The organism is Mycobacterium sp. HM-7, from assembly GCF_053852335.1.
In genome coordinates this window covers 3,978,043-3,998,514 of record NZ_CM132657.1, presented here as the reverse complement: position 1 = coordinate 3,998,514, position 20,472 = coordinate 3,978,043, and the positions used below count along the sequence as shown (strand labels likewise).

The 20,472-nt window shown below is 65.1% G+C and carries 20 protein-coding genes; 7 read left to right on the top strand and 13 right to left on the bottom strand.

The features are described from left to right. Positions 1-9: 9 nt before the first annotated feature. The 5 genes from ACWW1C_RS19325 to ACWW1C_RS19305 form a co-directional block, all read right to left on the bottom strand. A complete protein-coding gene (locus ACWW1C_RS19325) occupies positions 10-348 on the bottom strand; it encodes an MmcQ/YjbR family DNA-binding protein (RefSeq protein ID WP_455979890.1) in 339 nt (112 codons plus the stop codon). 86 nt (positions 349-434) lie between these two features. Beyond that, the gene (locus ACWW1C_RS19320; protein ID WP_455979889.1) at positions 435-1,346 is read right to left on the bottom strand and encodes a LysR family transcriptional regulator; all 912 of its coding nucleotides are present in this window, start codon (positions 1,344-1,346) and stop codon (positions 435-437) included. 13 nt (positions 1,347-1,359) lie between these two features. Continuing rightward, a complete protein-coding gene (locus tag ACWW1C_RS19315; protein ID WP_455979888.1) occupies positions 1,360-3,765 on the bottom strand; it encodes a CoA transferase in 2,406 nt (801 codons plus the stop codon). Next, a complete protein-coding gene (locus ACWW1C_RS19310; RefSeq protein WP_455979887.1) occupies positions 3,765-4,958 on the bottom strand; it encodes an acyl-CoA dehydrogenase family protein in 1,194 nt (397 codons plus the stop codon). The genes ACWW1C_RS19315 and ACWW1C_RS19310 overlap by 1 nt, the downstream gene beginning before the upstream one ends. Continuing rightward, positions 4,955-6,073, bottom strand: a complete 1,119-nt coding sequence (locus ACWW1C_RS19305) for an acyl-CoA dehydrogenase family protein (protein WP_455979886.1) — start codon at positions 6,071-6,073, stop codon at positions 4,955-4,957. The genes ACWW1C_RS19310 and ACWW1C_RS19305 overlap by 4 nt, the downstream gene beginning before the upstream one ends. A 211-nt stretch (positions 6,074-6,284) precedes the next feature. On the opposite strand from ACWW1C_RS19305, the gene ACWW1C_RS19300 reads away from it, so the two are divergent. The 3 genes from ACWW1C_RS19300 to ACWW1C_RS19290 all read left to right on the top strand — a co-directional run bounded on the left by ACWW1C_RS19300 (position 6,285) and on the right by ACWW1C_RS19290 (position 8,527). Further along, positions 6,285-7,757 (top strand): acetyl-CoA acetyltransferase, encoded by a 1,473-nt coding sequence (locus tag ACWW1C_RS19300; protein ID WP_455979885.1) that lies wholly within the window; start codon positions 6,285-6,287, stop codon positions 7,755-7,757. A 140-nt stretch (positions 7,758-7,897) separates the two neighbouring features. Next, entirely contained in the window at positions 7,898-8,080 is a 183-nt protein-coding gene (locus tag ACWW1C_RS19295; RefSeq protein WP_455979884.1) for a hypothetical protein, read from the top strand. A 126-nt stretch (positions 8,081-8,206) separates the two neighbouring features. Continuing rightward, positions 8,207-8,527 (top strand): DUF4345 family protein, encoded by a 321-nt coding sequence (locus ACWW1C_RS19290; protein WP_455984359.1) that lies wholly within the window; start codon positions 8,207-8,209, stop codon positions 8,525-8,527. A 71-nt stretch (positions 8,528-8,598) separates the two neighbouring features. Here ACWW1C_RS19290 and ACWW1C_RS19285 read toward each other — a convergent pair whose 3' ends face one another. Continuing rightward, entirely contained in the window at positions 8,599-9,714 is a 1,116-nt protein-coding gene (locus tag ACWW1C_RS19285) for a hypothetical protein (RefSeq protein WP_455979883.1), read from the bottom strand. Then, positions 9,715-10,872 carry a phosphotransferase family protein gene (locus ACWW1C_RS19280; protein WP_455979882.1) on the bottom strand — a complete coding sequence of 386 codons (1,158 nt, stop codon included), beginning with the start codon at positions 10,870-10,872 and terminating at the stop codon, positions 9,715-9,717. A gap of 44 nt (positions 10,873-10,916) precedes the next feature. Here ACWW1C_RS19280 and ACWW1C_RS19275 point away from each other — a divergent pair, with 44 nt between their 5' ends. Then, complete coding sequence (locus ACWW1C_RS19275; RefSeq protein ID WP_455979880.1) at positions 10,917-11,525, top strand: TetR/AcrR family transcriptional regulator; 609 nt, start codon at positions 10,917-10,919, stop codon at positions 11,523-11,525. A gap of 82 nt (positions 11,526-11,607) precedes the next feature. Here the strand turns inward: ACWW1C_RS19275 and ACWW1C_RS19270 are convergent, their stop codons facing one another. From ACWW1C_RS19270 to ACWW1C_RS19255, 4 genes are all read right to left on the bottom strand, one after another. Continuing rightward, positions 11,608-12,087 carry a hypothetical protein gene (locus tag ACWW1C_RS19270; protein ID WP_455979879.1) on the bottom strand — a complete coding sequence of 160 codons (480 nt, stop codon included), beginning with the start codon at positions 12,085-12,087 and terminating at the stop codon, positions 11,608-11,610. After that, entirely contained in the window at positions 12,084-13,145 is a 1,062-nt protein-coding gene (locus tag ACWW1C_RS19265) for a hypothetical protein (RefSeq protein ID WP_455979878.1), read from the bottom strand. The genes ACWW1C_RS19270 and ACWW1C_RS19265 overlap by 4 nt, the downstream gene beginning before the upstream one ends. Positions 13,146-13,200: 55 nt before the next feature. Continuing rightward, the gene (locus tag ACWW1C_RS19260; protein WP_455979877.1) at positions 13,201-14,355 is read right to left on the bottom strand and encodes a hypothetical protein; all 1,155 of its coding nucleotides are present in this window, start codon (positions 14,353-14,355) and stop codon (positions 13,201-13,203) included. Between the two features lie 83 nt (positions 14,356-14,438). After that, positions 14,439-15,131 carry an MspA family porin gene (locus ACWW1C_RS19255; RefSeq protein ID WP_455979876.1) on the bottom strand — a complete coding sequence of 231 codons (693 nt, stop codon included), beginning with the start codon at positions 15,129-15,131 and terminating at the stop codon, positions 14,439-14,441. A 284-nt stretch (positions 15,132-15,415) separates the two neighbouring features. Between ACWW1C_RS19255 and ACWW1C_RS19250 the strand changes: the two genes are divergently transcribed. Continuing rightward, entirely contained in the window at positions 15,416-16,087 is a 672-nt protein-coding gene (locus ACWW1C_RS19250; RefSeq protein ID WP_455979875.1) for a Crp/Fnr family transcriptional regulator, read from the top strand. Positions 16,088-16,163: 76 nt separating this feature from the next. Then, a complete protein-coding gene (locus tag ACWW1C_RS19245) occupies positions 16,164-17,249 on the top strand; it encodes an IS630 family transposase (RefSeq protein ID WP_455979207.1) in 1,086 nt (361 codons plus the stop codon). Here the strand turns inward: ACWW1C_RS19245 and ACWW1C_RS19240 are convergent. Then, on the bottom strand, positions 17,246-18,667 hold the full coding sequence (locus tag ACWW1C_RS19240; RefSeq protein ID WP_455979874.1) for an APC family permease: 1,422 nt from the start codon (positions 18,665-18,667) through the stop codon (positions 17,246-17,248). The genes ACWW1C_RS19245 and ACWW1C_RS19240 overlap by 4 nt on opposite strands. Continuing rightward, positions 18,664-19,770, bottom strand: coding sequence for a DmpA family aminopeptidase (locus ACWW1C_RS19235; RefSeq protein WP_455979873.1), 1,107 nt, complete (start codon positions 19,768-19,770; stop codon positions 18,664-18,666). The genes ACWW1C_RS19240 and ACWW1C_RS19235 overlap by 4 nt, the downstream gene beginning before the upstream one ends. An 86-nt stretch (positions 19,771-19,856) precedes the next feature. On the opposite strand from ACWW1C_RS19235, the gene ACWW1C_RS19230 reads away from it, so the two are divergent. Continuing rightward, positions 19,857-20,468, top strand: a complete 612-nt coding sequence (locus ACWW1C_RS19230) for a TetR/AcrR family transcriptional regulator (protein ID WP_455979872.1) — start codon at positions 19,857-19,859, stop codon at positions 20,466-20,468. The last annotated feature ends 4 nt before the right edge of the window (positions 20,469-20,472 follow it).

The window sequence follows — 20,472 nt, the reverse complement described above, 5'->3', positions numbered from 1 at the left end:
CGTCCTGGCTCAGGATTCCGGTTGCTCGGTGAGCCTGGCCGGCGCTGCCAGCCGCCAGGAGTCGACGAGGATGTCGGTAAGTTCCTGCTCGTCATCGAGGGCTTCCAGCCGAACCCGCACCCACGACGACGCCGCCTCGTGTCGCGGCACCCAGAACTTGTGCGGTTCGGCGGCGATCAGTTCTTCGCGGTCGAACCTGGGGCAGCGCACCGCAAAAGAGGTCTCATCGTCCGGCACGGTGACGAACATCTTGCGCGCCACGTCGAACGTCGGATGACCCCAACGCTCCTTTTCCGTGGTCTCGGGGAGGGACAGCGCAATGCGGCGCACATCATCGGCGTCGAGCACGGCAATCCTTCCGGACGTTGTTGATGGGACCTTGTTCGTCGAGGCAGCCTACCGTCGTGCGCCGACACCAATTGTGCTTGCGCGGGTTAGGCGAGGGCGGTGGCCAACTGGTCCACCACGGCCTCGATCTCCGCCGGAGTACGCAGCCGGTCGGGTGCCCACGCCAGCGCGATTTTCGCCGGCGCCCAGGTGCTTTCGTCGATGGGGATCAGCTTGAACTCGGGCGGCGAGAAGATGCGGCCCATCGTCGATGCCGGCGCGTAGCTGACGAGCGCGACGAGATATCGGTTGAACACGTGGCTGGCCATCTCGAGCTCGCCACCCAGCTGACCGACGGTCCGCACGATGCGCGTGACGCCCCGTTCGTTGAGGCCGCGCGCCATCTGCGCCAGCACCACGGGATTGGGGCGCGCGAAGTCGATCACGACATCGCGGTCCCGCAGGTCTTCGATGGCGATGATGTCGTTGGCTGCCAGCGGATCGTCGTACCGCACCGCTGCTGCGCCCGGATAGGTGGCCACCACCCGGTGACGGATGCGTTTGTCGGCTGCGGGCAGGTGGATCAGGCCGAGATCCATGTGCCCGGAAACGAGTTTGGCGATGACCTCCGCTGCTGACCCGGGAACGCTGAACTCAGTGGGTGTCGCGAGGCCGTTGACCGCCTGCTCGAATCTGGCCAGGAAATCCGATGGTGCATAGGCGGTCGCGCCGATGCGAATAGGGTTGGTCTCCTGCGTGATTCGTGACGCGTTGGCCTTCAGTTCCTCGACGCGCCGCAGGATGTCGCGTGCCGGCTCCAGCAGTTGCATGCCCAGCGGCGTCAGGCGCACCTCGTGGTACGTCCGCTCGAAGAGGTCCCCACCCAACTCACGCTCCAACAGTTTGATCTGCTTGCTCAGCGGCGGCGGCGTGATCATCAACCGGTCGGCGGCGCGCTTGAAGTGCAGCTCTTCCGCGACAGCGACGAAGTAGCGAAGCCGAGTGAAATCGATCTCCATGGGGTGGCGTCGGTTACCGTCCCGAATATTCTGCTGCCGCAGGCACTTCGAGAACGGCGCGGGCAATCAGGTCGTCGATCGCGGCGTCATCCAAGGCGAGTAATTCGGCCGCGACCTCGCGGGTCTGCTCGCCGAGCAGCGGTGCCTGCCCCAGCGGGGGATCGGGGATGAGGTCAGCATGGATTTGCACGTTCTCCATCATGAACGGTGCCGCCCCGTGTGGATGCAGTTCCTCCCGGAATGCCCGCCGTTCCACGTAGTAATCCCAAGTGGGCACCTCGACGGCGTGCAGCACGGCCCCCGCCGGGACGCCTGCGGCCTGCAACAGCGCCATCGCGTCCGCGGGTGTGTGCTGCGACGTCCACGCGCTGAGTGCTTCGTCGAGCCGCGCCCGCTGGCGGTCCCGTCCGGCCCGGGAACCCAGGCCTGCGTCGGTGAGGAGATCGGGTCGGTCGATCACCTGGCACAGCGCCGACCAGTCGGCGTCATCGCGGACGGTCACCGCGACCCACGCGTCATCACCCGCGCCGGGAAACAGGCCCCAGGGCGCGTCGTGAGCCGGCTGACCGCTGTGCGTACGACCGCGACGAGTGAGTACCTCGCCGGCGATGTCGTCGGCCAGGTGGCTGAGCATCACCTCGGATTGCGCGATGCTCGCCGAGCCGCCGCCACCACTACGCTCACGGCGCAGCAGCAGCGCGACGGCACTCAACGCCCCGATCCGCGCAGCCACGTGATCGGGGTACACCGTGACGGTGTCGCAGAAGGCTTCGGGATCATCGGGATAGGTCCACAGCTTGGTGAAGCCCGCCGCCGCGCGAACCAACGGTCCGTAGCCGAGCCGTTTCGCCCACGGTCCGGTGGGTCCGTAGGCCGAGCTGTCGATGACGACGATGCCTGGATTGACCTGCTGAAGCGCTGCGAAATCCATGCCGAGCGCAGCTGCCACACCGGGTTTGAAGTTGCTCAGGACGACGTCGGACTGCGCGACCAGTTGGTGCGCCAGTGCCCGGCCTTCGTCGGACCGCAGGTCGATTCCGATCGATCGCTTGTTCCGGTGACCGGCGGCGTAGGCCTGCGTCATCCGGGTGAGGCTGATGCGCAGGCCGTCGGGGAAGGCGGAATTCTCGATCTTGACCACGTCGGCACCGAGGTCGGCGAACAGGCGGCCGGTGTCGCTGCCGACGACGATGACGCCGAGGTCCAGTACGCGCAGCCCCTCCAGGGGCAGTCCGAGGCCACCACGGTCACGCGCGGTGAGAGTGGGAGCGTCGCGGAGAGGGCGGTACGACGGTGCGTCGCTGTTCAAGCTGCGGGCGTTCAGACTGCTGGCTCGGTACCCGTCGATCTCGACGACGCCGACCGGTACCGGTGCCGTCATCCCGGGGGCGAGCTCCGTCTCGCGGAAGAATCCGCGCGCGGCAACCTGTTCCGTGGACAACGCCTCCGCCAGGCTGAGGACCGCCGCCGTCGGTACCCCGTGGCGTTGCCCCGCGAGTTCCAGCTCCGCGCGGGTCTTGTCGGCACAGAACTCCTCGATGGCTCCGAACAACGTTGCCGACGCGAAACGCTCGCGGATGCTGTTGAACTTCGGGTCGGCGAATTCTTCCGGCCGCCCCATCCACTCGAACATGCCCTGCCACTGGCGTTTTGCCAGTACGCACATACGGACGTGGCCGTCCTTGCATTTGAAGATCGGATAGCGCTGCTGCTCGGCAACCCAATGCCGCTTCTGTTCGCTGATGGGCACGCCTGCCGCCGCACTGCCCGCCGTACCGAACGGTGGGTCGAGGGTCTGCATCGCTCCCTCGAGTACCGAGAAATCGATGAGATCACCTGTGCCCGTGCGTAACCGATCCAGGAACACGCAGAGGGTGAAGAAGGCAGCCTGGGCCGCGGCAACGTGATACGGCAGGTCCACGCTCGGTGGCACCAGCGGTGCCTGGCCTGGGACGCCGGAGCGTGACAGTTCGCTGGTCAGCGCGTGCAGCACGGGAGTGGTGGCCTGCCAGTCGCGATAACGGGTATCGCGACCGAAGTCGCTGATGGACAGGATGACCAACGACGGCTGGTCGGCGTGAATCTGCTTGACCGCCAACAACTCTTCGGCTGCCGATCCCGGCCGTGTGTTCTCGATGAGGATGTCGGCGGTCGCCAACAACCCTGCCCACGTCCGCTGTCCGGTCGTGGTCGACGGGTTGATCGCGATGGCGGGGATGCCGTGACGGTTGATGGCTGTACCGATCGGCACCTCGTTGATGGTCGGTCCGACAGTGTCGGCTGCCGTCACGCCGGCCAGGTGGACCGATGTGATGTTCGCGCCGAGATCGGCCAGGAGCCGGCCGACGGCCGTGATCGGTCCGGCGGTGAGATCGAGAATCTTGATGCCGGCGAGGGGTGGGTCGAAGGTCATGTCCATCAGCTGCGTCGCGCCTGGCGAAACGGGATGTCGCGGTCTGTCTCGGGTTCCTTCGCGAGCCCGAGTACGCGCTCGCCGATGATGGTGCGCTGAATCTGGTCGGTACCCCCGCCGATCGAGGTGAAGAATGCGTTGAGGGACAGGAAGTTCACGTCGTCGGCCTCGGGATTGCCGGGGCCCGCCAACAGTGATGCCGTGCCGATGATGTCGGTCTTGAGTGCGGCTTCCGAGTGCAGGATTCGCGACATCGCCAGCTTGCCCAGTGACATGATCGAACTCGATGTGCCCTGGCTGGTGGACGCCTTGGCGCGAAGGTTGTTGAGCCGGTTGAGTTCCCGCAGCGCCAGCACATTCGCCAGCCTCTCCCGCACCGCGGCGTCGTCGAGGCGCCCGTGCTCGCGGGCGAGTTCGACCAAGCTGTCGGCCTTGGACTTGTTGCGTGACCCGCGTCCGCCATCACCCATGATGGAGCGTTCGTAGGCGAGCGCGGTCTGCAGCACTCGCCAGCCATTGCCCTCTCCGCCAATGAGATTCGCGTGCGGCACGGTGGCATCGGAGATGAACACCTCGTTGAAGTGCGCCTCGCCGGTGATCTGGACCAGCGGCCGTACCTCGATGCCGGGCTGCCGCATCGGGATGATGAAGTAGCTCATGCCCTTGTGCTTGGGCACGTCCCAGTCGGTGCGCGCGATCAGCAGGCCATACTCGGAGGTCGCCGCGCCGGAGGTCCAGACTTTCTGGCCGTTGACCACCCAGCGGTCGCCGTCGCGCACCGCGGTGGTGCTCACCCCGGCCAGATCGGATCCGGCGCCGGGTTCACTGTAGAGCAGGCAGGTGCGGGCCGCTCCGGTCAGAAAGTCACGCAGCAGTTCATGTTTCAGCTCGTCGGAGCCGAATGCGAACAGGGTGTTGGCGGGGATGTTGTGCTTGTCCTGGCAGGCACCCGAGGCTTTGACTGCGCGGAACTCTTGGTGGATGACGGCGGCGAGCTTGCTCGGATAGCCACGGCCGAACCATTCGGCCGGATACGTGGGAACCGCATAGCGGGCGTCGAGAACCTTCTCGCGCCAGGCGATTTCCTCGGGCGAGCTGACCCACGGATCATCCGATGGTGGCAATGCGGTCCAGTTCTGCGCCAGCCAGGCGCGCACCTCGGTGCGCAGTTCGTCGGCATTGGTTGCGGTGGGATTCATCGTGTGCGCCCTCCTGCGCTTTTTGTTGCCAGGTAGCGCTCACGGTGATCACGTGAACTGCCGAACAGTTGGCGCCCGGTGCGAGCCCGGCGCAGGAACAGATGGGCGGGGTGCTCCCAGGTGAAGCCGATACCGCCGTGCATCTGGATCGATTGCATAGCTGTCGTGTGATAGGCCTCCGCACAAGCGAATCCGGCCAGCGCGATGGGACCGTCGGCACCTATCGGATCGGCATCGAACTGCGCGGCGGCATGCTGTGCGGCCGAGGTGGCGGATTCGACTTCCAGCAGCAGATCGGCTGCCATGTGCTTGATGGACTGGAAGCTGCCGATGGGCCGTCCGAATTGGATGCGGGTCTTGAGGTATTCGACGGTGATGTCGAAAAGGTGACGGGCACCGCCGACCTGCTCCCCGGCGAGGGCAATGACCGTGAGAGACAACGCGTGTTCGACGGCGGCCCAGCCGCCGGTACCGATGCGACGGGCCGGGGACTGACTGAAGGTGTATGTCGACAGCCGGACGGTGGGATCGAAAACCGCTGCGGCGGTGCGGTTGAAGCCGGGCGCATCCGGAGCGACCTCGAAGATCGCGATGCCGTCGTCGGCCGTCGCCACGACGATGATGACGTCGGCGATCTGCCCATCGAGTACATAGTTCGCGCTGCCGGTCAGGCGGTACTCGCCGTCGTGCTGCGCGGCCTGAACCGCAACACCGTCCGGTGCCCACGTGCCACGGGGACCGGTCACCGCGACGGTTCCGATCGAGGTTCCCGAAGCCAATGCCGGGAGTAACCGCGCCTTGTCCTCATCGGTACCGGCAGCCTGAATCAGTGCTGTGGTGAAGACCGCGCTCGAGAGGAACGGGGCGGGAAGCAGAGCCGCACCGGTGACCTCGGCGACCGCCTCCAACTCCTGCGCGCCCAACCCGACGCCGCCGTAGTCGGGGTCGACGATCAGACCAGCGACGCCCTGGGCGGCCAGCTTGTTCCAGAGGTCGCGGTCGAATCCGTCATCCGAGTCCATGACCCGGCGCACGTCGGCTTCGGTGCAATGCTCGTGGAGTAGGTCTTTGACGGCTGCGGCGAGTTCGGCGCGATCGGCCACGCTCATCGTCATGTGTTCACCCTTCTGCATGGCAGGTCTGTGCGCCGTGCCAGGTCCATGCAATGTCGTCGCCGCCGCCCTGTAAATCGCATTGTGCGACACCTACACGTTTCCATCGGGGACATCTGCGGCTTCCGAGGGCGATTGGATGTCCCAAACGCTCATGCATGGGTTTCCGTGCTGGACGTTTACAGCGCAGGCCCGGTGCCGCGAAGGTAGACGCATGCCTCTTGATCCCAGGACCCCGGTGCTCGTCGGCTACGGCCAGGTCAGCCAGCATGACGAGAATCCCGGTGGCGAGCCGGTCGACCTGATGGAGGCGGCGGCACGTGCCGCCGCTGATGCGCGCGTCCTGGAGGCGGTGGACGCTGTCCGGATCGTCAACCTCCTGTCGGTGCGTTACCGGGACCCGGGTCTGTTGTTGGCTCAACGCATCGGCGCGCCCGATGCCGTCACGCGGTACACCCCGGTCGGCGGCAATGTGCCGCAGTCGCTGGTGAACCAGGCGTGCCTGGACATTCAGCAGGGCCGCAATGACGTCGTGTTGATTGCCGGTGGCGAAACGTGGCGGACCCGGACGCGGTTGAAGGCGCGCGGTGAGCGGCTGGCGGGAACCGAGCAGGACGAGTCGGTGCCGCTCGCTCCCAGCGACCCCGAATTCACCATGGCCGGGCCCGCCGAGCTCCGGATCGGTCTGGTGGCGCCGTCGCACGTGTATCCGATGTTCGAGCAGGCGCTGCGGATCGCTGCAGGGGAGGCCCCCGATGAGCACCGGCGCCGGATCGGCGAGCTGTGGGCGCGATTCAGTCAAGTGGCCGCAAGCAATCCGCACGCCTGGAGCCACGAGGCAGTGCCCGCCGAACAGATCTGGCAACCCGGACCGGACAACCGGATGATCAGCTGGCCGTACACCAAGCTGATGAACTCCAACAACATGGTCGACCAGGGGGCCGCCCTGATTCTCACCTCGGTAGCCAAGGCCGAAGCGCTGCAGATTCCCAGGGACCGTTGGGTTTTCCCGCACGCCGGCACCGACGCTCACGACACCTATCTGATCGGGGAGCGGGCGAGCTTCTCCGGTTCGCCGGCCATCCGGATTGCCGGTCGCCGGGTACTCGAACTCACCGGGTTCGGCATCGACGACATTCATGCGGTGGATGTGTACTCGTGCTTCCCGTCGGCGGTGCAGGTGGCCGCGCGAGAGCTCGGTCTGGGTCTCGATGATCCGGCGCGGCCGCTGACCGTCACGGGTGGTCTGACGTTCGCGGGCGGGCCGTGGAACAACTACGTCTCGCATTCGATCGCCACCATGGCCGAGCGGCTGACGGCCCAACCCGGCCAGGTCGGCCTCATCACCGCCAACGGCGGGTACCTGACCAAACACAGCTTCGGCGTCTACAGCACGCAGCCGCCCGCGCACGAATTCCGTTGGGAAGACGTGCAATCGGAGGTCGACGCCGAGCCGACGGTGGTGGCCGAGGCCGATTGGTCGGGCACCGGGACCGTCGAGACGTGGACGACGCCGGTGACGCGTGAGGGCGTGCCCGAGAAGGTGTTCGTCGCCGTCCGCACGCCCAGCGGCAGCCGGGCGTTGGCGGTGATCACCGATGCTTCGCAGGCCGCGGCCAGCACCCGCGAGGATCTCGCCGGCGCGACCGTGACCGTCAAACCGGACGGTACCGCCGGGCTGGAATAAGCCCATAGCGAACACTGACGTACTGCGGGGAATAGATCGGCCACCTCGGTCGCTGAACGTGAGCACTAGTGCCGACGTTGCCCGTCACCGAGGATGTGCGATCTCAAAAGCATTGTCGGAGTTCGTGAAGGGATACCGCGATGGCTACCAACTCTGCTTCAGTTGGTTACCAACCCGCCGCGGCCGCGATGCACTGGTGGTCGGACCTGACCACCGCGTTCGTGACCCGGATGCACCTGGCCGCGAAAGTGCGCCAACCGGAGACTTTTCGGCACAAGGCATTCGAGCAGGCCGCCACCGAGCGCGAAATGTGGCGACTCTGAGCGTGTTCGCCTGACGGCATCACTTGCGTCAGTCATGCTGATTGCCGGTCTGTCGTCGTCAGGGGGTAAGCGGTGTCAGTGGCTTCCAACGTGGTCGTCGGCTTCAATGCGGTGTTCTTTGCCGGCATGGGAGTGCGAGCTCTGACGGCTCCGGCGCAGATGTTGCGTCCATTCGGAATCACCCTGGGCGAAGCAGCATCTCGGGCCGAGGTGCGTGCGGTCTACGGCGGTTTCGGGATGGCTGTGGCAGCGATCCTCGGATACGCGATCGCCGCGCCGGAGCAGGTGCGTACCGGCATCGTATTCGCGGTGAGCGCCGCGCTGGTCGGCATGGCCTTCGGACGTGTGTGTTCGGCGGTTGCCGGCGACCGAACGTCGTTCTACCCCAACTGGTTCTACGGCCTGGTCGAGGTGATCCTCGCCGCATCCTTATGGTGGGCCCGCTAGCGTCACCAAAGACGAATGTCCCCGATACGCCGTTGTATCGGGGACATCGCTATTGCTCGTGACGAGCAAAACTAGGGGGCCATGGTCAGCCAGTCCGGAAAGCCCGACGGATCGTGCCGGCCGAGTGCGCCGTGCTCGAACAGGCCCCAGCCTTCGGCCGGCGCCTTGTCGCCTTCATGGCACACCGCACGGCCAACGTGGTCGATGACGCCGAAACCGGAGCGGGCGATGATGCCGGGGTCCGTCATGTCGTAGGTGAGCCGTTCGGTGAATTTCTCGCCCTTCCACGTGCCGTGCAGCCAGTCGGCGTCGCCGCCGTAACCGCCGCCCACATGAATCGGCACGGGCAGTTTGGATTCCACGTCGAAGCGGACCGGTGTGCCGTCCAGTGCGGTCGCCTCGATGGTGGCCCCGGTGGGGATGCGGGTACCGGAGACGTAGTGAATCTTCACTCGCGGCCAGCCCAGCTGTTCGACCCGGCCGTCCTTCCAGACGCGGGTGCAGTCGTTGAGCGAGCGGAAGCCGTCGGGGGCCTCCTGGATGATCATCACGAGCGAGAACTCCTCGAACGCGAGCGGCACGTACAGCCACCACATGCCCTCGAACGGCGGGTCGGCCGGGCGGCCCGCGGGCTCGGCCTCGCCGACTGGACGGATGCCCCAGGAGCGGTCGCGCGAGCCGATCCAGGTGTCGGGGCTGACCTTGATTTCCTCGCCGTCGATGGCGAGAGAGCCGCTCCAGGAACCCAATTGGGCGAAGCGCTGGGCATTGAGGGTGACCCGGTTGCCCTGCCGCATGAGGTGCGGCTGCTCCTGCACGACGTCGAACAAACCGTTCCACGTCAGGTCGGCGGCGATACCCTCGGTCTCCTCGAGCACGATGCGCACCTTGCGCAGCGGTTCAGTGACCTCGATGCGGTAGCCACCGACGTGCTGGTTCAGCCGGTCCTGGTCGATTGCATCGGACAGGTGGACCGCGGTCTGCGTGTCACCGCGGCGTACCAGGAAGTAGGCGTCCTTGACCCCGAGATTGGGGTAATAGCCCATTCCGGTGATGACGAAGATGTCGCCGGTGCGGTCGTGGGCGTTGAAGTAGCAGCGGTCGTAGAAGTTCCGGTCGCTGGACCCGGGCCACGCGATGGGCTGCGGGACCTGGTGGATCGGGTATTCGTCCATGGGGCCGAGCATTTACGCGGTTCCTTCCAGGAGCTTCTCCAGCAGAGACTTGTGGTAGAAGAGCGACTCGAGGTCCTCGGGCTGTTCCATCTCGCCGAAGTGCACCCGGCGGGCGCCGGTGCGCATGAACACGCAACACCAGACGACGGCGGAGTAGATGTAGAACCAGTGCAGGTCACCGACCTCGACGCCGGTGAACCTCTTGTAGGTGGCGCGCACGTCGTCTTCGCGCAGCACGTCCGGCAGGCCGGGGAGCCCCGCCAGGCCGCAGAGCTCCTGGAAAACTTTGTGCGCGAAGATGATCCACGAGACATCGAACTCACGCGGGCCGACGGTGGCCATCTCCCAGTCCAGGACCGCGGACGGCCGGAAGTCCGTGTACATCACGTTGCCGATGCGCGAATCACCCCACACCAGAACCGATTCGGATGCCGCGGCGTCTTCGGGGAAGTTCTCCTCCAGCCAGCCGAGGGCGCGCTCGACGAGCGGTGAGCGGCCCAGGCCCGACGCCGCGAACTGGTACCAGTCCTTGAGCCAGCCGAAGTGGCGGCGCAATGCGGTATCGCCGGGCGGGTCGATCTCTTGCAGAAAACCGAAGGTCTTCTCGGCATCGGGGATCGAGTGCAGCTTGGCGATGGCCTCGACGGTGCTGTCCTGCAGGGTGCGCTGCTGTTCAGAGGTGGCGTCGGCGAACCAGTTGCCGCCGAAGGTGTACGGCATCACGTCCGGTGGAACCACGCCGTCGACGCAGTCCATCAGGAAGAACGGCGAGCCGAGGACCTCTCCGGTGTTCTCCAGCCAGCGGACGCGGGGGACCGGGACGTCGGTGAGTTCACCGGCGAGGCGCATGACATCGAACTGGTGGTCCAGGCGGTAGGAGGAGAAGACGGGGACGTCCTCGGTGGTCGGCGCGACCCGGGCGACCCATTTCTGCTCCACCGGCGTGCCGCCCTCGGTCCAGCGGCCCGTGAGAATGATTGTCTCGGAGGACATTCCGTTGGAGTCAACGCCGCTCTCGACGGTGATCTCGGGCTTTATGCCGTCTTCCATCACTGTGGACAGCCACTGTGACAGGATGTCCGGAACTGTTGTCACGTCGCGGCTGGAGCGCTGAATATGGTCGACGTTCGTTTCGACCGTGACGGAGCCTTCCGCCGGTTGGTTCGGCACTGAACCTTCCTTCCCGAGGTAATTACGATACGATGCGTAGCGTTATGAAATCAGACCTGCAACCGGTTGACAAGCCCTCGGGCGCTGGACGACCTCGTGACCCGCGGATCGACGCGGCAGTGCTGACCGCTGCCGCCGAACTGTTGCCCGAGGTCGGCTACGCCAATCTCACGATGGCGGCGATCGCCGAACGGGCGGGAACCACGAAGACGGCGCTGTACCGCCGCTGGTCGAGCAAGGCCGAGTTGGTGCACGAAGCGGCGTTCCCGACGGCCCCGACCGCACTGGACACCCCAGAGGGGGACATCGTCGGCGACATCCGCGCCATGATCGCCGCGGCTCGCGACGTGTTCACCAGCCCCGCGGTGCGAGCGGCGCTACCCGGGTTGATGGCGGACATGAGCGCGGACGAAGAACTCAACGCCCGGGTCGTCGCGCGTTTCCATGGGCTGTTCGACGTGGTGCGGGTCCGACTCGAGCACGGCATCGAGCGCGGCGAAGTCCAAGCCGATGTCAAACCCGAACGGCTCATCGAAATCATCGGTGGCGCAACGATGTTACGGATGCTCCTGCATCCGGAGAGTGAACTCGACGAGCTGTGGGTCGACGAGACGGCTGCCATCGTGACGCACGGTGTGATCAGCGGGGTTTGACATGCGAGCAGTCACGATCGCACTGCCCCGCTTCGTGGTTCGCGGGTTGCCGCGAGAGAACACAAATTTGAGGGAGCTCGGGTTAAAGCTCTTCAATCTGATTGACACGCCAATCGTTTTTGAGTCTGACCATATTGAATCGCAACTCAAAGTTGGCGAGAACCTTATCGCGACGCGCGGAGACCACAATGCTGGCACGTATATCTTTTTGCGACGAAAATTCGCTGTACCCTAGAATTGTGACCTTACCTTTCTTGGCTAGGTTCTCCACAATGTCGTTCCGGTAAGCCTCGCCTTTGTCTTGAATCCCCGCCAAAACATATCCAAAAGACACCCTCGACATACCGTCGATATCTGCATTGTTGTATGCAGAAAAGTAGTTCTTTATGACGGTTTCTATATCTTGCTGGTTCACACCTGCCACCGATTGTGTAGTAGTTGGCCGAGTCGCGGATTGTTCGGCCGTCTGCTGTGGAGCGTTACACGCGGCACCTAAGCACATGACCGCGACAGCGAGGGTGGCCGCGCGTCCCAACGCTCTATGGGGAAACACGCCGATCATGTTGCCAGAGCTCCTCGTGCGCATCCACCCCAGTCGTTTCGAGGTCCTTTGGTATATGTGGTCACAATGATCTTCGTGACCGGATCGAACACAACGACGGCGGTACCTCGGCCATAATCATACTGGAATGAACCCAATGCAGGATTGCTCGCCGCCTCTTCAATATTTGCATTCAACACGGCAGATACACACACAAACCAGTTTGTTGGGTCACTCCGTGGATCGTGATCCTCGGCAAGGTGGATGAAGCTCGCCTGGGTGCAGAGCACCTTGTATGCAATTTGCGTTTTTTCGAGCGTCCGCGTATTAGTCAACGTCCAACGCTCGATCTCGCCACCGTAGTCAACTGCATTAGCAGCCGCCACGACATCGCCAGGGCGGTCGCCCAAACACGAAGTCATCTTTTGGTACAGATCGGTTTTCTTGTTGGCGTCGTCGCACGAATCGAAAGGATTCAGATCACCGGACTCAAAACAGCTGGCCTTCTGAATGCGCTCGCTCCGCCGGTTCTGCTGCTGAGGTTGCTCTCGAGGCTGGTTCTGATTGGGTTGAGTTTGTGGTGTCGGCGGGGAACCTGACTGCGGCGCTTGGCGGTTGGGTTGCGGTTGTTGCGGTTGTTGCGGTTGTTGCGGTGGCGCGTCGTAGTCGGGCGGTTGTTGGCCGTTGGCGGGTTGCAGCTGTTGGGAGTTGTTCTGCTGGGAGTTGGCTTGTTGTTGGGGAGCCTGGCCGGGTTGCTCGGCCGGGTTGTTGATGTCGATTCCGTTGCCCTGGTACGGGGCCGGATAGGACCCGCCGTTGTACGACCCCGGGGCATCGGGCATCGCCGGCGGCTGTATCGGGAACGGTGGTCCGCTTCCGTTGCCACCCGAACCGCCTGATCCCCCGCCGGGGACGCTGGGCTGGGCGGTCGCCCCGGGTAATGCTGCGATAGTTGATCCGTGCTCATCGCGGGTGGTCGCGATGAGGGCTGACAACATCAGCGCAACGATCGAGAAGATGGCCAGTACGCGCCGATAGCGGGTGTTGTGGAACCGCGGTCGCGGCTTCATTGGCGTCATTGCCGAATTCCCCTCCAGCTCGATCGATCTGTGCGCGAATGATTGCGGCGCAGGGTCAGCCCGGTCCGCCGGTCATGTTGGCCTTGACCCAGGCGACCTCGTCGGAGGCGGTGCGAACGCAGGCGTCGTAGTCGTCGCCGGTTTGGCCGAACACGGTCACGCATTGGATCGACATGTGGGCCAGCAGCCGGTCGTTGCAGGAGTCCACCGATGTCCGCGTGGGAGTGCTTGCTAGACAAAGTTGTTGGGTTTGGCACGCGGCCACGAAGTTCGCCGCCCTTCCGTCGCTACTGGCGTAGGTGTCGGGGCCGCCTTGGCAGTGCCCGGAGTGGCGCTGGGCGTAGGTGGTGGTGTCAACACCGTCTGGGCGGTGCGCGCCGGTCGGGTCGGTTACATATCCGGCGGGGTTCGGTGGGGTCACCGCACCAGCAGGTGTTCCGGGCGGCAGGCCGGCCCAGTTGGTGGCTGGTGCGCCCGTGGTTGCCGCGTCGGAGGCCCGGTAGGACAGGGTGATGGTGACGGGGAACGCGAAAATGCTTGTCGGGCCGAGGTCAACGGTGAGGTTGGACTGTCCTGGCGGGAACCCCGGGCCCAGGGTGGGGGTGACGCCGACGAGGGTTTGGTTGGCGTCGGTGGCGGTCGGGATGCTGAAAGTGCCGATCACCCGTGCCGGATTGCCCGGTGCGGCATCGGTTTCCACCAGCACTACGTTGTTGCCTTGCCTCAGATGCGTCGCTGCCGGAATCTTCACACCGAAGGGGACCGTCGATGCAGAGAACACCGTTCTGCGGGTCACGGTGATGTCGACCCCGCCCCCGGCGTATGGGACAACTTGGTAGTCAACATCGTTCGAGCCGTAGACGGCGCCGCCGCCGGGCAGCCAGGCTGCCGGACCCAATGTGACTTCGCCCGGTAGATGGATGGCGATCTGCCGGTTGGGGTGCGCGGTCGGGGCGAAAATGCCGTCCTTGGCCCACATCGGCACCGTCGCCGCGCCGCGTTCGACCTGAGCGGCCAGCGGCCGTTCCATGCCGGCGGTTTCGCCTTGCGGGGTGGTGGAGGAAACCCGTGCTCCGCCAATCGGATTGACCCGTGCGGGATCTTCGGGCATGGGCCGTGACACCGGCACCGGTACGGGGGGCGGTGCCGGTGCCGCGGGGTCCGCGCCGGCGGTGCCGGCGACGTTGGCGACACCACCGACGCTGGTCATGGTGAGCAGCACCGCCGCGGTGACCGCCGCCCGTCGGGCAACTGATGGTCGCTGGCTTCCTGTACGCAATGCGGGTGCCACGCTCACAGGTCCTTCGGTTCGCCGTAGAGGGTTTGGGTGTCGTTGCCGTTGTCGGTACGCACCCGGATCGTGGTGTAGGACTGGATTTTCACCTGACCACCGCACCCGTCGGCTTCGATGTTCTGCTCCCGCAGGTTCGACACCGCGTGCATGCTGCGCAGGCTGATGCGGTCCATCGGAACTTGCGCCAGCCCACCGGGTTTGAGGAGCACTCGGAGGTAGCCACCGAGGTGTTCCTGCACCCCGAGGGTGGCCCCGGCCGAGGCCCCGCCGAATCCGCCTCCGCCGCCGCCTCCACCGCCGGCGCCGCCCTGGCCCTGGCCGTAGCCGCCGCCATAGACCTGGCCGTTGATCTGCTGGTAGGGCGTGATGCCGATATCGGCGCCGACTTCGACACCGGGGGAGGAGTCGGTGCGGCATCCCACGAAGTAGCCGGATTCGAGTTGGGCGTCCTGAATCACCGCGCCACCGGTGCCGGTGATGCGGGCTTCGGAGCGCAGCGTTACCCGCGCCTGCCAGGAGTTGGACGCCCCGGCCAGGTTGTCGATGTGGTTGATCACCTCGTTGGTGGTGTTCACATCCACCACCCAGCCGTCGTCGGTGACGAACTGCGTCCACCGATCGGGCATCGGCTGCGGATCAGCAGCAGCTGCACTCGCGCCGGATATACCCGATGCGGCGGATACAGCGAACATCATTGCCCCTGCGCTGAGGCGCAGGGACACCAAGCCAAACTCGACCATGTATGAATCCCCCTGCGAAGACCAGCACCAAGCCCCCCGGCTCGCTAGGTCTTTCACTCAATATGGCGAACAATCGCATAGACGCGCTGGCTCGTCAACCCGTAGGCTGGTCAGCAATTGTCAGCAAATCTGATAGTCCACCTAGGGAATTGCGAACGGTGCTATCGGCAGCAAATGGGGGAGATGATGGATAGGTACTGCGGCAGAGCGATGTCAACGGTCCGGATGGGCCCGCGATGAACGCAGAGTTGGCGCGCGCCAGCATCTTCCAAGACGTCGGCCCGGGTGCTTTCGCCGCCGCGCTTACGCAACTTGACTGGGTGTCGTTTCCGCAGCGGCACAACGTGTTTCGCGAAGGGGATGCCGGCGACCGGCTGTACATCATCACGGCCGGTCGAGTGAAAGTCGCCTGCACAACGCGACACTCTGACAGCCTGATCGCCGTCCTCGGGCCCTCCGATGTTTTCGGTGAACTCGCCCTTCTTGATCCGGGTCCGCGCACATCCACCGTCACCACAATCACGGCGGTGCGCGCGGCGACAATGACCCGTCCAGCACTGCTGTCCTGGATACGCCAGGAACCCCACGCCGCCGAACAGATGCTTCGTGTGTTGGCGCGGCGGCTGCGCCGAACCAACAACAAGCTGTGCGATCAGACGTTCAACGACGTCCCCGGGCGCCTGGCCACCCTGCTACTGGACCTGGCGAACCGATTCGGCGAATCGCACAACGGGACACTGCGCATCGACCATCAGCTCAACCAGAATGAACTTGCTCAGCTCGCCGGCTCTACCCGCGAATCAGCCAACAAGGCTCTGGCCTCGTTTGTCGATCGAGGCTGGATCCATGTGCGGGGCAAGGTGATCAGCATCGTTGATCCGGCGGCCCTGGCCAAGCGCGCGAGATGATCCAGGGTGAGCGGCAGCGCGTTCTGCCATCTAGTGTCCTGAGTCGTTAATTCACCTTCTCTTGTTAGGGTGGGTCATGCCCTCGCCCCACGCTGTCGAGATTGTGTTGACCGATGACGAGCGTGCGGAGTTGGTGGGCTGGACGCGTCGGCGCACCAGTGCCGCGGGTCTGGCGCTTCGGGCCAGGATTGTGCTGGCCGCTGCCGACGGCGGCACCAATGTGGAGTTGGCTGATCGCCTAGAGCTCGATCGGGGCACGATCCGTAAGTGGCGCAACAGGTTTGTCGAGCTGCGCTTGGACGGGCTGCTCGATGAGCCCCGGCCAGGTCGGCCACGGGTGGTCGGTGACGAGCAGATCAAGGAGTTGATCACCACGACCCTGGAGACCACTCCGCCGCAGGCCACGCACTGGTCGACCCGGTCGATGGCCGAGCATCTCGGACTGTCGCAATCGATGGTCTCGCGGGTGTGGCGGGCATTCGGGCTGGCGCCGCACAAGCAGGACTCGTGGAAGCTGTCCAAGGACCCGCTGTTCGTGGAAAAGGTCCGTGACGTGGTGGGCCTGTACCTGGATCCGCCCGAACGGGCGGTGGTGCTGTGCGTGGATGAGAAAACCCAGATCCAAGCCCTCAACCGCACCCAGCCGGTGTTCCCGATGCTGCCGGGAACCCCAGCGCGAGCCAGCCACGATTACGTCCGCCACGGCACCTCAAGCCTGTATGCGGCACTAGATCTGGCCTCGGGCAAGGTCATTGGGTCCTTACATGCCCGGCACCGGTCCCAGGAGTTTCTGGCGTTCCTGAAAAAGATCGATGCCAATGTCCCGGCAGACCTCGATTGTCACGTCGTGCTCGACAACGCCTCGACCCACAAAACCCCGGCCGTCAAACGCTGGCTGCTGGCCCATCCACGTTTCACGCTGCACTTCACCCCGACCAGCTCCTCATGGCTCAACCTCGTCGAGCGCTGGTTCGCCGAACTGACCACCAAGAAACTGCGCCGCGGCACCCACACCTCAGTACGTCAGCTCAACACCGACATCCGTGCCTGGATCGACACCTGGAACGACAACCCCCGCCCCTACGTGTGGACCAAGACCGCCGACCAAATCATCGAATCCATCGCCAACTACTGCAGACGAATTAACGACTCAGGACACTAGTCGGCAGCCAGCGCCCGCGACGGTCGCCAGGCCGCAAATCCGATGACGAGTCCGAGGAACGGGATCGCGGCCAGGACCGTGCTGAGCGTCGCGCTGCCGCCGGTGACCAGGGTGAAGTTCGAAAGCACCAGCCACAGGCTGCCCAGCAGACCGAGCACCGCCAACGCCGGAGCGATGCGCGTCGTCCACGACTGGCCCGTCGCAAGCTCTCGGTTACGCAGGAAGAACACCAGCACTGCCACCGAAGTGGTCAGCATCAGTAGGACCATGCCGACCGTTGCGACGCCGGCCATCGAGCCGAACACCCCGACCAGCGGATCGATGCCCAGGATCGCCAGCACGGCGACAATGCTTGCGGCGGTGGCGGTTTGCACCAGCGAGGAGAACGACGGCGATTCGTGCTGGTCGTGCACATTGGCCAGCCGTGCGGGCAGCAGGCCCTTGCCGGCCAACACGAATTGATAGCGCGCGATGACGTTGTGGAAGGACAGCACGCAGGCGAACAGGCTGCTCAGCAGGAGGACGTTGACGATGTCGCGGCCGACGGTGCCCAGCATGTCGCCAGTGGTGTCCAGCAGCATATTGCCCTCTCCGGCAAGGGTTTTCTTCGCTACGGCGGTCACCTGATCCGGCCCGACGGCCACCACGAATGCCCACACCGTGATGGCGTAGAACGCGCCGATAATGATCACCGCGGCGTAGGTGGCGCGGGGGATGGTCTGCTCGGGATCGCGGGCTTCATCACGGAACACGGCGGTGGCCTCGAATCCGATGAACCCGGTGAGGGCGAACAGGATGGCGATGCCGATGGTGCCCTGAGTGAAGGTGGTGGGTGCGAAGGAGGTGAAAGTAACACCGGCCGGGCTGGGGTTGGCGACCATCACCGCGTCCAGCACGACCACGATGCCGATCTCAAGGGCCAACGCCACGCCCAGGACCTTGGCACTCAGCTCGATGTGCCGGTAGCCGAGCACGGCAACAATCGCCAGCACGCTGAATGAATAGACAGGCCACGGGATTACCGGGCCGTGGTAGTGGGCGACAGTGTCGGAGATGGCCCATCCGATGTAGCCGTAGATGCCGATCTGGATGGCGGTGTAGGCGATCAGCGCGACGACCGCGATGCCCTTGCCCGTGCGTTCGCCCAGGCCGACGGTCACATACGAGAAAAACGCCCCAGCTTCGGGGACGTGTGGCGTCATGGTCACGAAGCCGATGCTGAAGACCAGCAGTACCAGGGCGGCGATCACGAATCCCACGGGGGCGCCGGCGCCGTTGCCCAGGCCCATCGCCAACGGCATGTTGCCGCCGATCACGGTCAGCGGGGCGGCAGCCGCGACCACCATGAAGACGATACCGACGGGGCCCAGGCGCCCGGAGAGGCGCCGCCCCTGCGTCTCGGCCGGTGCAGTGGTCATGAGATCTCCTCGGTTGCAGAGGTATTGGCGTGCACGGCGTGACGCAGCAGATCGTGGTCGATGGCGTGGGCGGTGAAACCGTTGTGCCCCGTCATGGTGGTGGCGGCGACCATCGCGTTGACGATCGCTTCCTCGGTGGCCTCGATCGTGAGATCGAACAGCCGGGTCATCAGCTGCGGTGCGACCATCCGAAGGGGCACTTCCGGGTGTGCGGTGGAGGAGTCCTCGTCCCACGCATACGGCGGGATGCCGCGGTTACCTGTCGAGAACGCGAGCATCAGGTCACCGCTGTACTGCTCGCCGGTGCCGCCGAGGCGGCCCACCGCCAGTGCCGAGCGCTGCGCCAACCGGGTGCACTGATGGGGGAGTAACGGGGCATCGGTGGCGATGATGACGATGATGGAGCCTGATCCGGGCTCGTACTGCTTGGGCAGGTCCGGCAGCGGCACCTGGCTGGCTCCGATGAGTTCGCCGACCGGCACGCCGTTGATCCGGAGTCGTTCCCGCCGGCCGTGATTGGCCTGGACGAGCACCCCGACCGTGTACTGCCCGACGGCTGTCTCGGTGCTGCGCGATGCGGTACCGATGCCACCTTTGAAGCCGTGGCAGATCATCCCGGTGCCGCCGCCCACGTTGCCCTCGGCGGGCGGTGCCGTGGACGCTTCCTCTAGCGCTTGGCGGGCGTGCTCGGGACGGACGTGAAAGCCGTTGATGTCGTTGAGCAGGCCATCGTAGGTTTCGCCGACGACCGGCAGCGACCAGTAGAGGCCAGCGCCGCGGGCGCGGACCTGGGCGGCCACCAGTTCGTCGCGCACGACGCCGACGCTGTGGGTGTTGGTCAGCCCGATCGCGCTGGTGAGCTCGCCGGATTCGCGGATCCACTCCAGGCCGGTGAGTTCACCGCTGCCGTTGAGGCGGTGCGAACCGGCGAACACCGGCTCGGTCCAGATGCGGTCATGGGGAACGACGACGGTGACGCCGGTGTTGATGCCGCCGTCCTGCAGGGTGGTGTGCCCGACCCGCACGCCCGCGACGTCGGTGATGGCGTTGGCCGGGCCGGTGGGGTGTTCCCCGATGACCACGCCGAGATCTCTGGCACGCATTGCTTCTCCATAGTTCTTTTCCTAATTGGAAAAGAACTATGCGCCCGCGCGTTACTTCTCGCAATAGAACGGGCAAGATTGGTGCCATGGCCCGGCCCAACAAGCAGGAGGAGCGGCGTCGCGACATCATGGACGCCGCGATCGCCCTGATCGAGCGACACGATCTCGCCACTCTCAAGCTGGCCGATGTCGCCGAGGAACTGGGACTGACCACCAACGCGGTGCGGTACTACTTCAAAGACATGACGCAGTTGCTCTCCGAGTTGGCGCTGCGTTCCGATGTGCGGTTCTACGATGCGCGGCTTGAGTTGCAGAGCTCATCGGCCGATGTGCGCGAGCAGCTGGTGATGACGATGGCTGCCGGCCTGCCCACCGGGCCCGAGGACGCGGAGTGGCGCGCGATCTGGCGGGCGGTGCTGTCGGCCGGCTTCGAACTGGACCAGCGCGGCGACGTGCAGGGTATTTATCACCGGCAGGTCGGTCTGTACGCCGATCTGCTGGCGGGCGGCGAGGGGAGCGGGGTGTTCCGGCTACGGCACACGGCGCGTGACATCGCCATGACGTTGATGTCGATGGAGGACTACTTCGGCTACCGGATCGCCGCACGCGACCCGGACCTGAGCCGGGAGACCGCGCTGCGGCTGATGCGCCAGTATGCGGAGCTGGTTGTCGGGGTGCCGCTGCCCGAGATCGACTGAGCTG

Coding starts and splice junctions, on each gene's coding strand:
- ACWW1C_RS19300 (WP_455979885.1), top strand. CDS start 6,285: ATGCCTCTTGATCCCAGGACCCCGGTGCTCGTCGGCTACGGCCAGGTC.
- ACWW1C_RS19275 (WP_455979880.1), top strand. CDS start 10,917: ATGAAATCAGACCTGCAACCGGTTGACAAGCCCTCGGGCGCTGGACGA.
- ACWW1C_RS19250 (WP_455979875.1), top strand. CDS start 15,416: ATGAACGCAGAGTTGGCGCGCGCCAGCATCTTCCAAGACGTCGGCCCG.
- ACWW1C_RS19285 (WP_455979883.1), bottom strand. CDS start 9,714: ATGCTCGGCCCCATGGACGAATACCCGATCCACCAGGTCCCGCAGCCC.
- ACWW1C_RS19255 (WP_455979876.1), bottom strand. CDS start 15,131: ATGTTCGCTGTATCCGCCGCATCGGGTATATCCGGCGCGAGTGCAGCT.
- ACWW1C_RS19230 (WP_455979872.1), top strand. CDS start 19,857: ATGGCCCGGCCCAACAAGCAGGAGGAGCGGCGTCGCGACATCATGGAC.
- ACWW1C_RS19235 (WP_455979873.1), bottom strand. CDS start 19,770: ATGCGTGCCAGAGATCTCGGCGTGGTCATCGGGGAACACCCCACCGGC.
- ACWW1C_RS19315 (WP_455979888.1), bottom strand. CDS start 3,765: ATGGACATGACCTTCGACCCACCCCTCGCCGGCATCAAGATTCTCGAT.
- ACWW1C_RS19305 (WP_455979886.1), bottom strand. CDS start 6,073: ATGACGATGAGCGTGGCCGATCGCGCCGAACTCGCCGCAGCCGTCAAA.
- ACWW1C_RS19290 (WP_455984359.1), top strand. CDS start 8,207: ATGGGAGTGCGAGCTCTGACGGCTCCGGCGCAGATGTTGCGTCCATTC.
- ACWW1C_RS19245 (WP_455979207.1), top strand. CDS start 16,164: ATGCCCTCGCCCCACGCTGTCGAGATTGTGTTGACCGATGACGAGCGT.
- ACWW1C_RS19310 (WP_455979887.1), bottom strand. CDS start 4,958: ATGAATCCCACCGCAACCAATGCCGACGAACTGCGCACCGAGGTGCGC.
- ACWW1C_RS19270 (WP_455979879.1), bottom strand. CDS start 12,087: ATGATCGGCGTGTTTCCCCATAGAGCGTTGGGACGCGCGGCCACCCTC.
- ACWW1C_RS19295 (WP_455979884.1), top strand. CDS start 7,898: ATGGCTACCAACTCTGCTTCAGTTGGTTACCAACCCGCCGCGGCCGCG.
- ACWW1C_RS19260 (WP_455979877.1), bottom strand. CDS start 14,355: ATGACCAGCGTCGGTGGTGTCGCCAACGTCGCCGGCACCGCCGGCGCG.
- ACWW1C_RS19265 (WP_455979878.1), bottom strand. CDS start 13,145: ATGACGCCAATGAAGCCGCGACCGCGGTTCCACAACACCCGCTATCGG.
- ACWW1C_RS19240 (WP_455979874.1), bottom strand. CDS start 18,667: ATGACCACTGCACCGGCCGAGACGCAGGGGCGGCGCCTCTCCGGGCGC.
- ACWW1C_RS19320 (WP_455979889.1), bottom strand. CDS start 1,346: ATGGAGATCGATTTCACTCGGCTTCGCTACTTCGTCGCTGTCGCGGAA.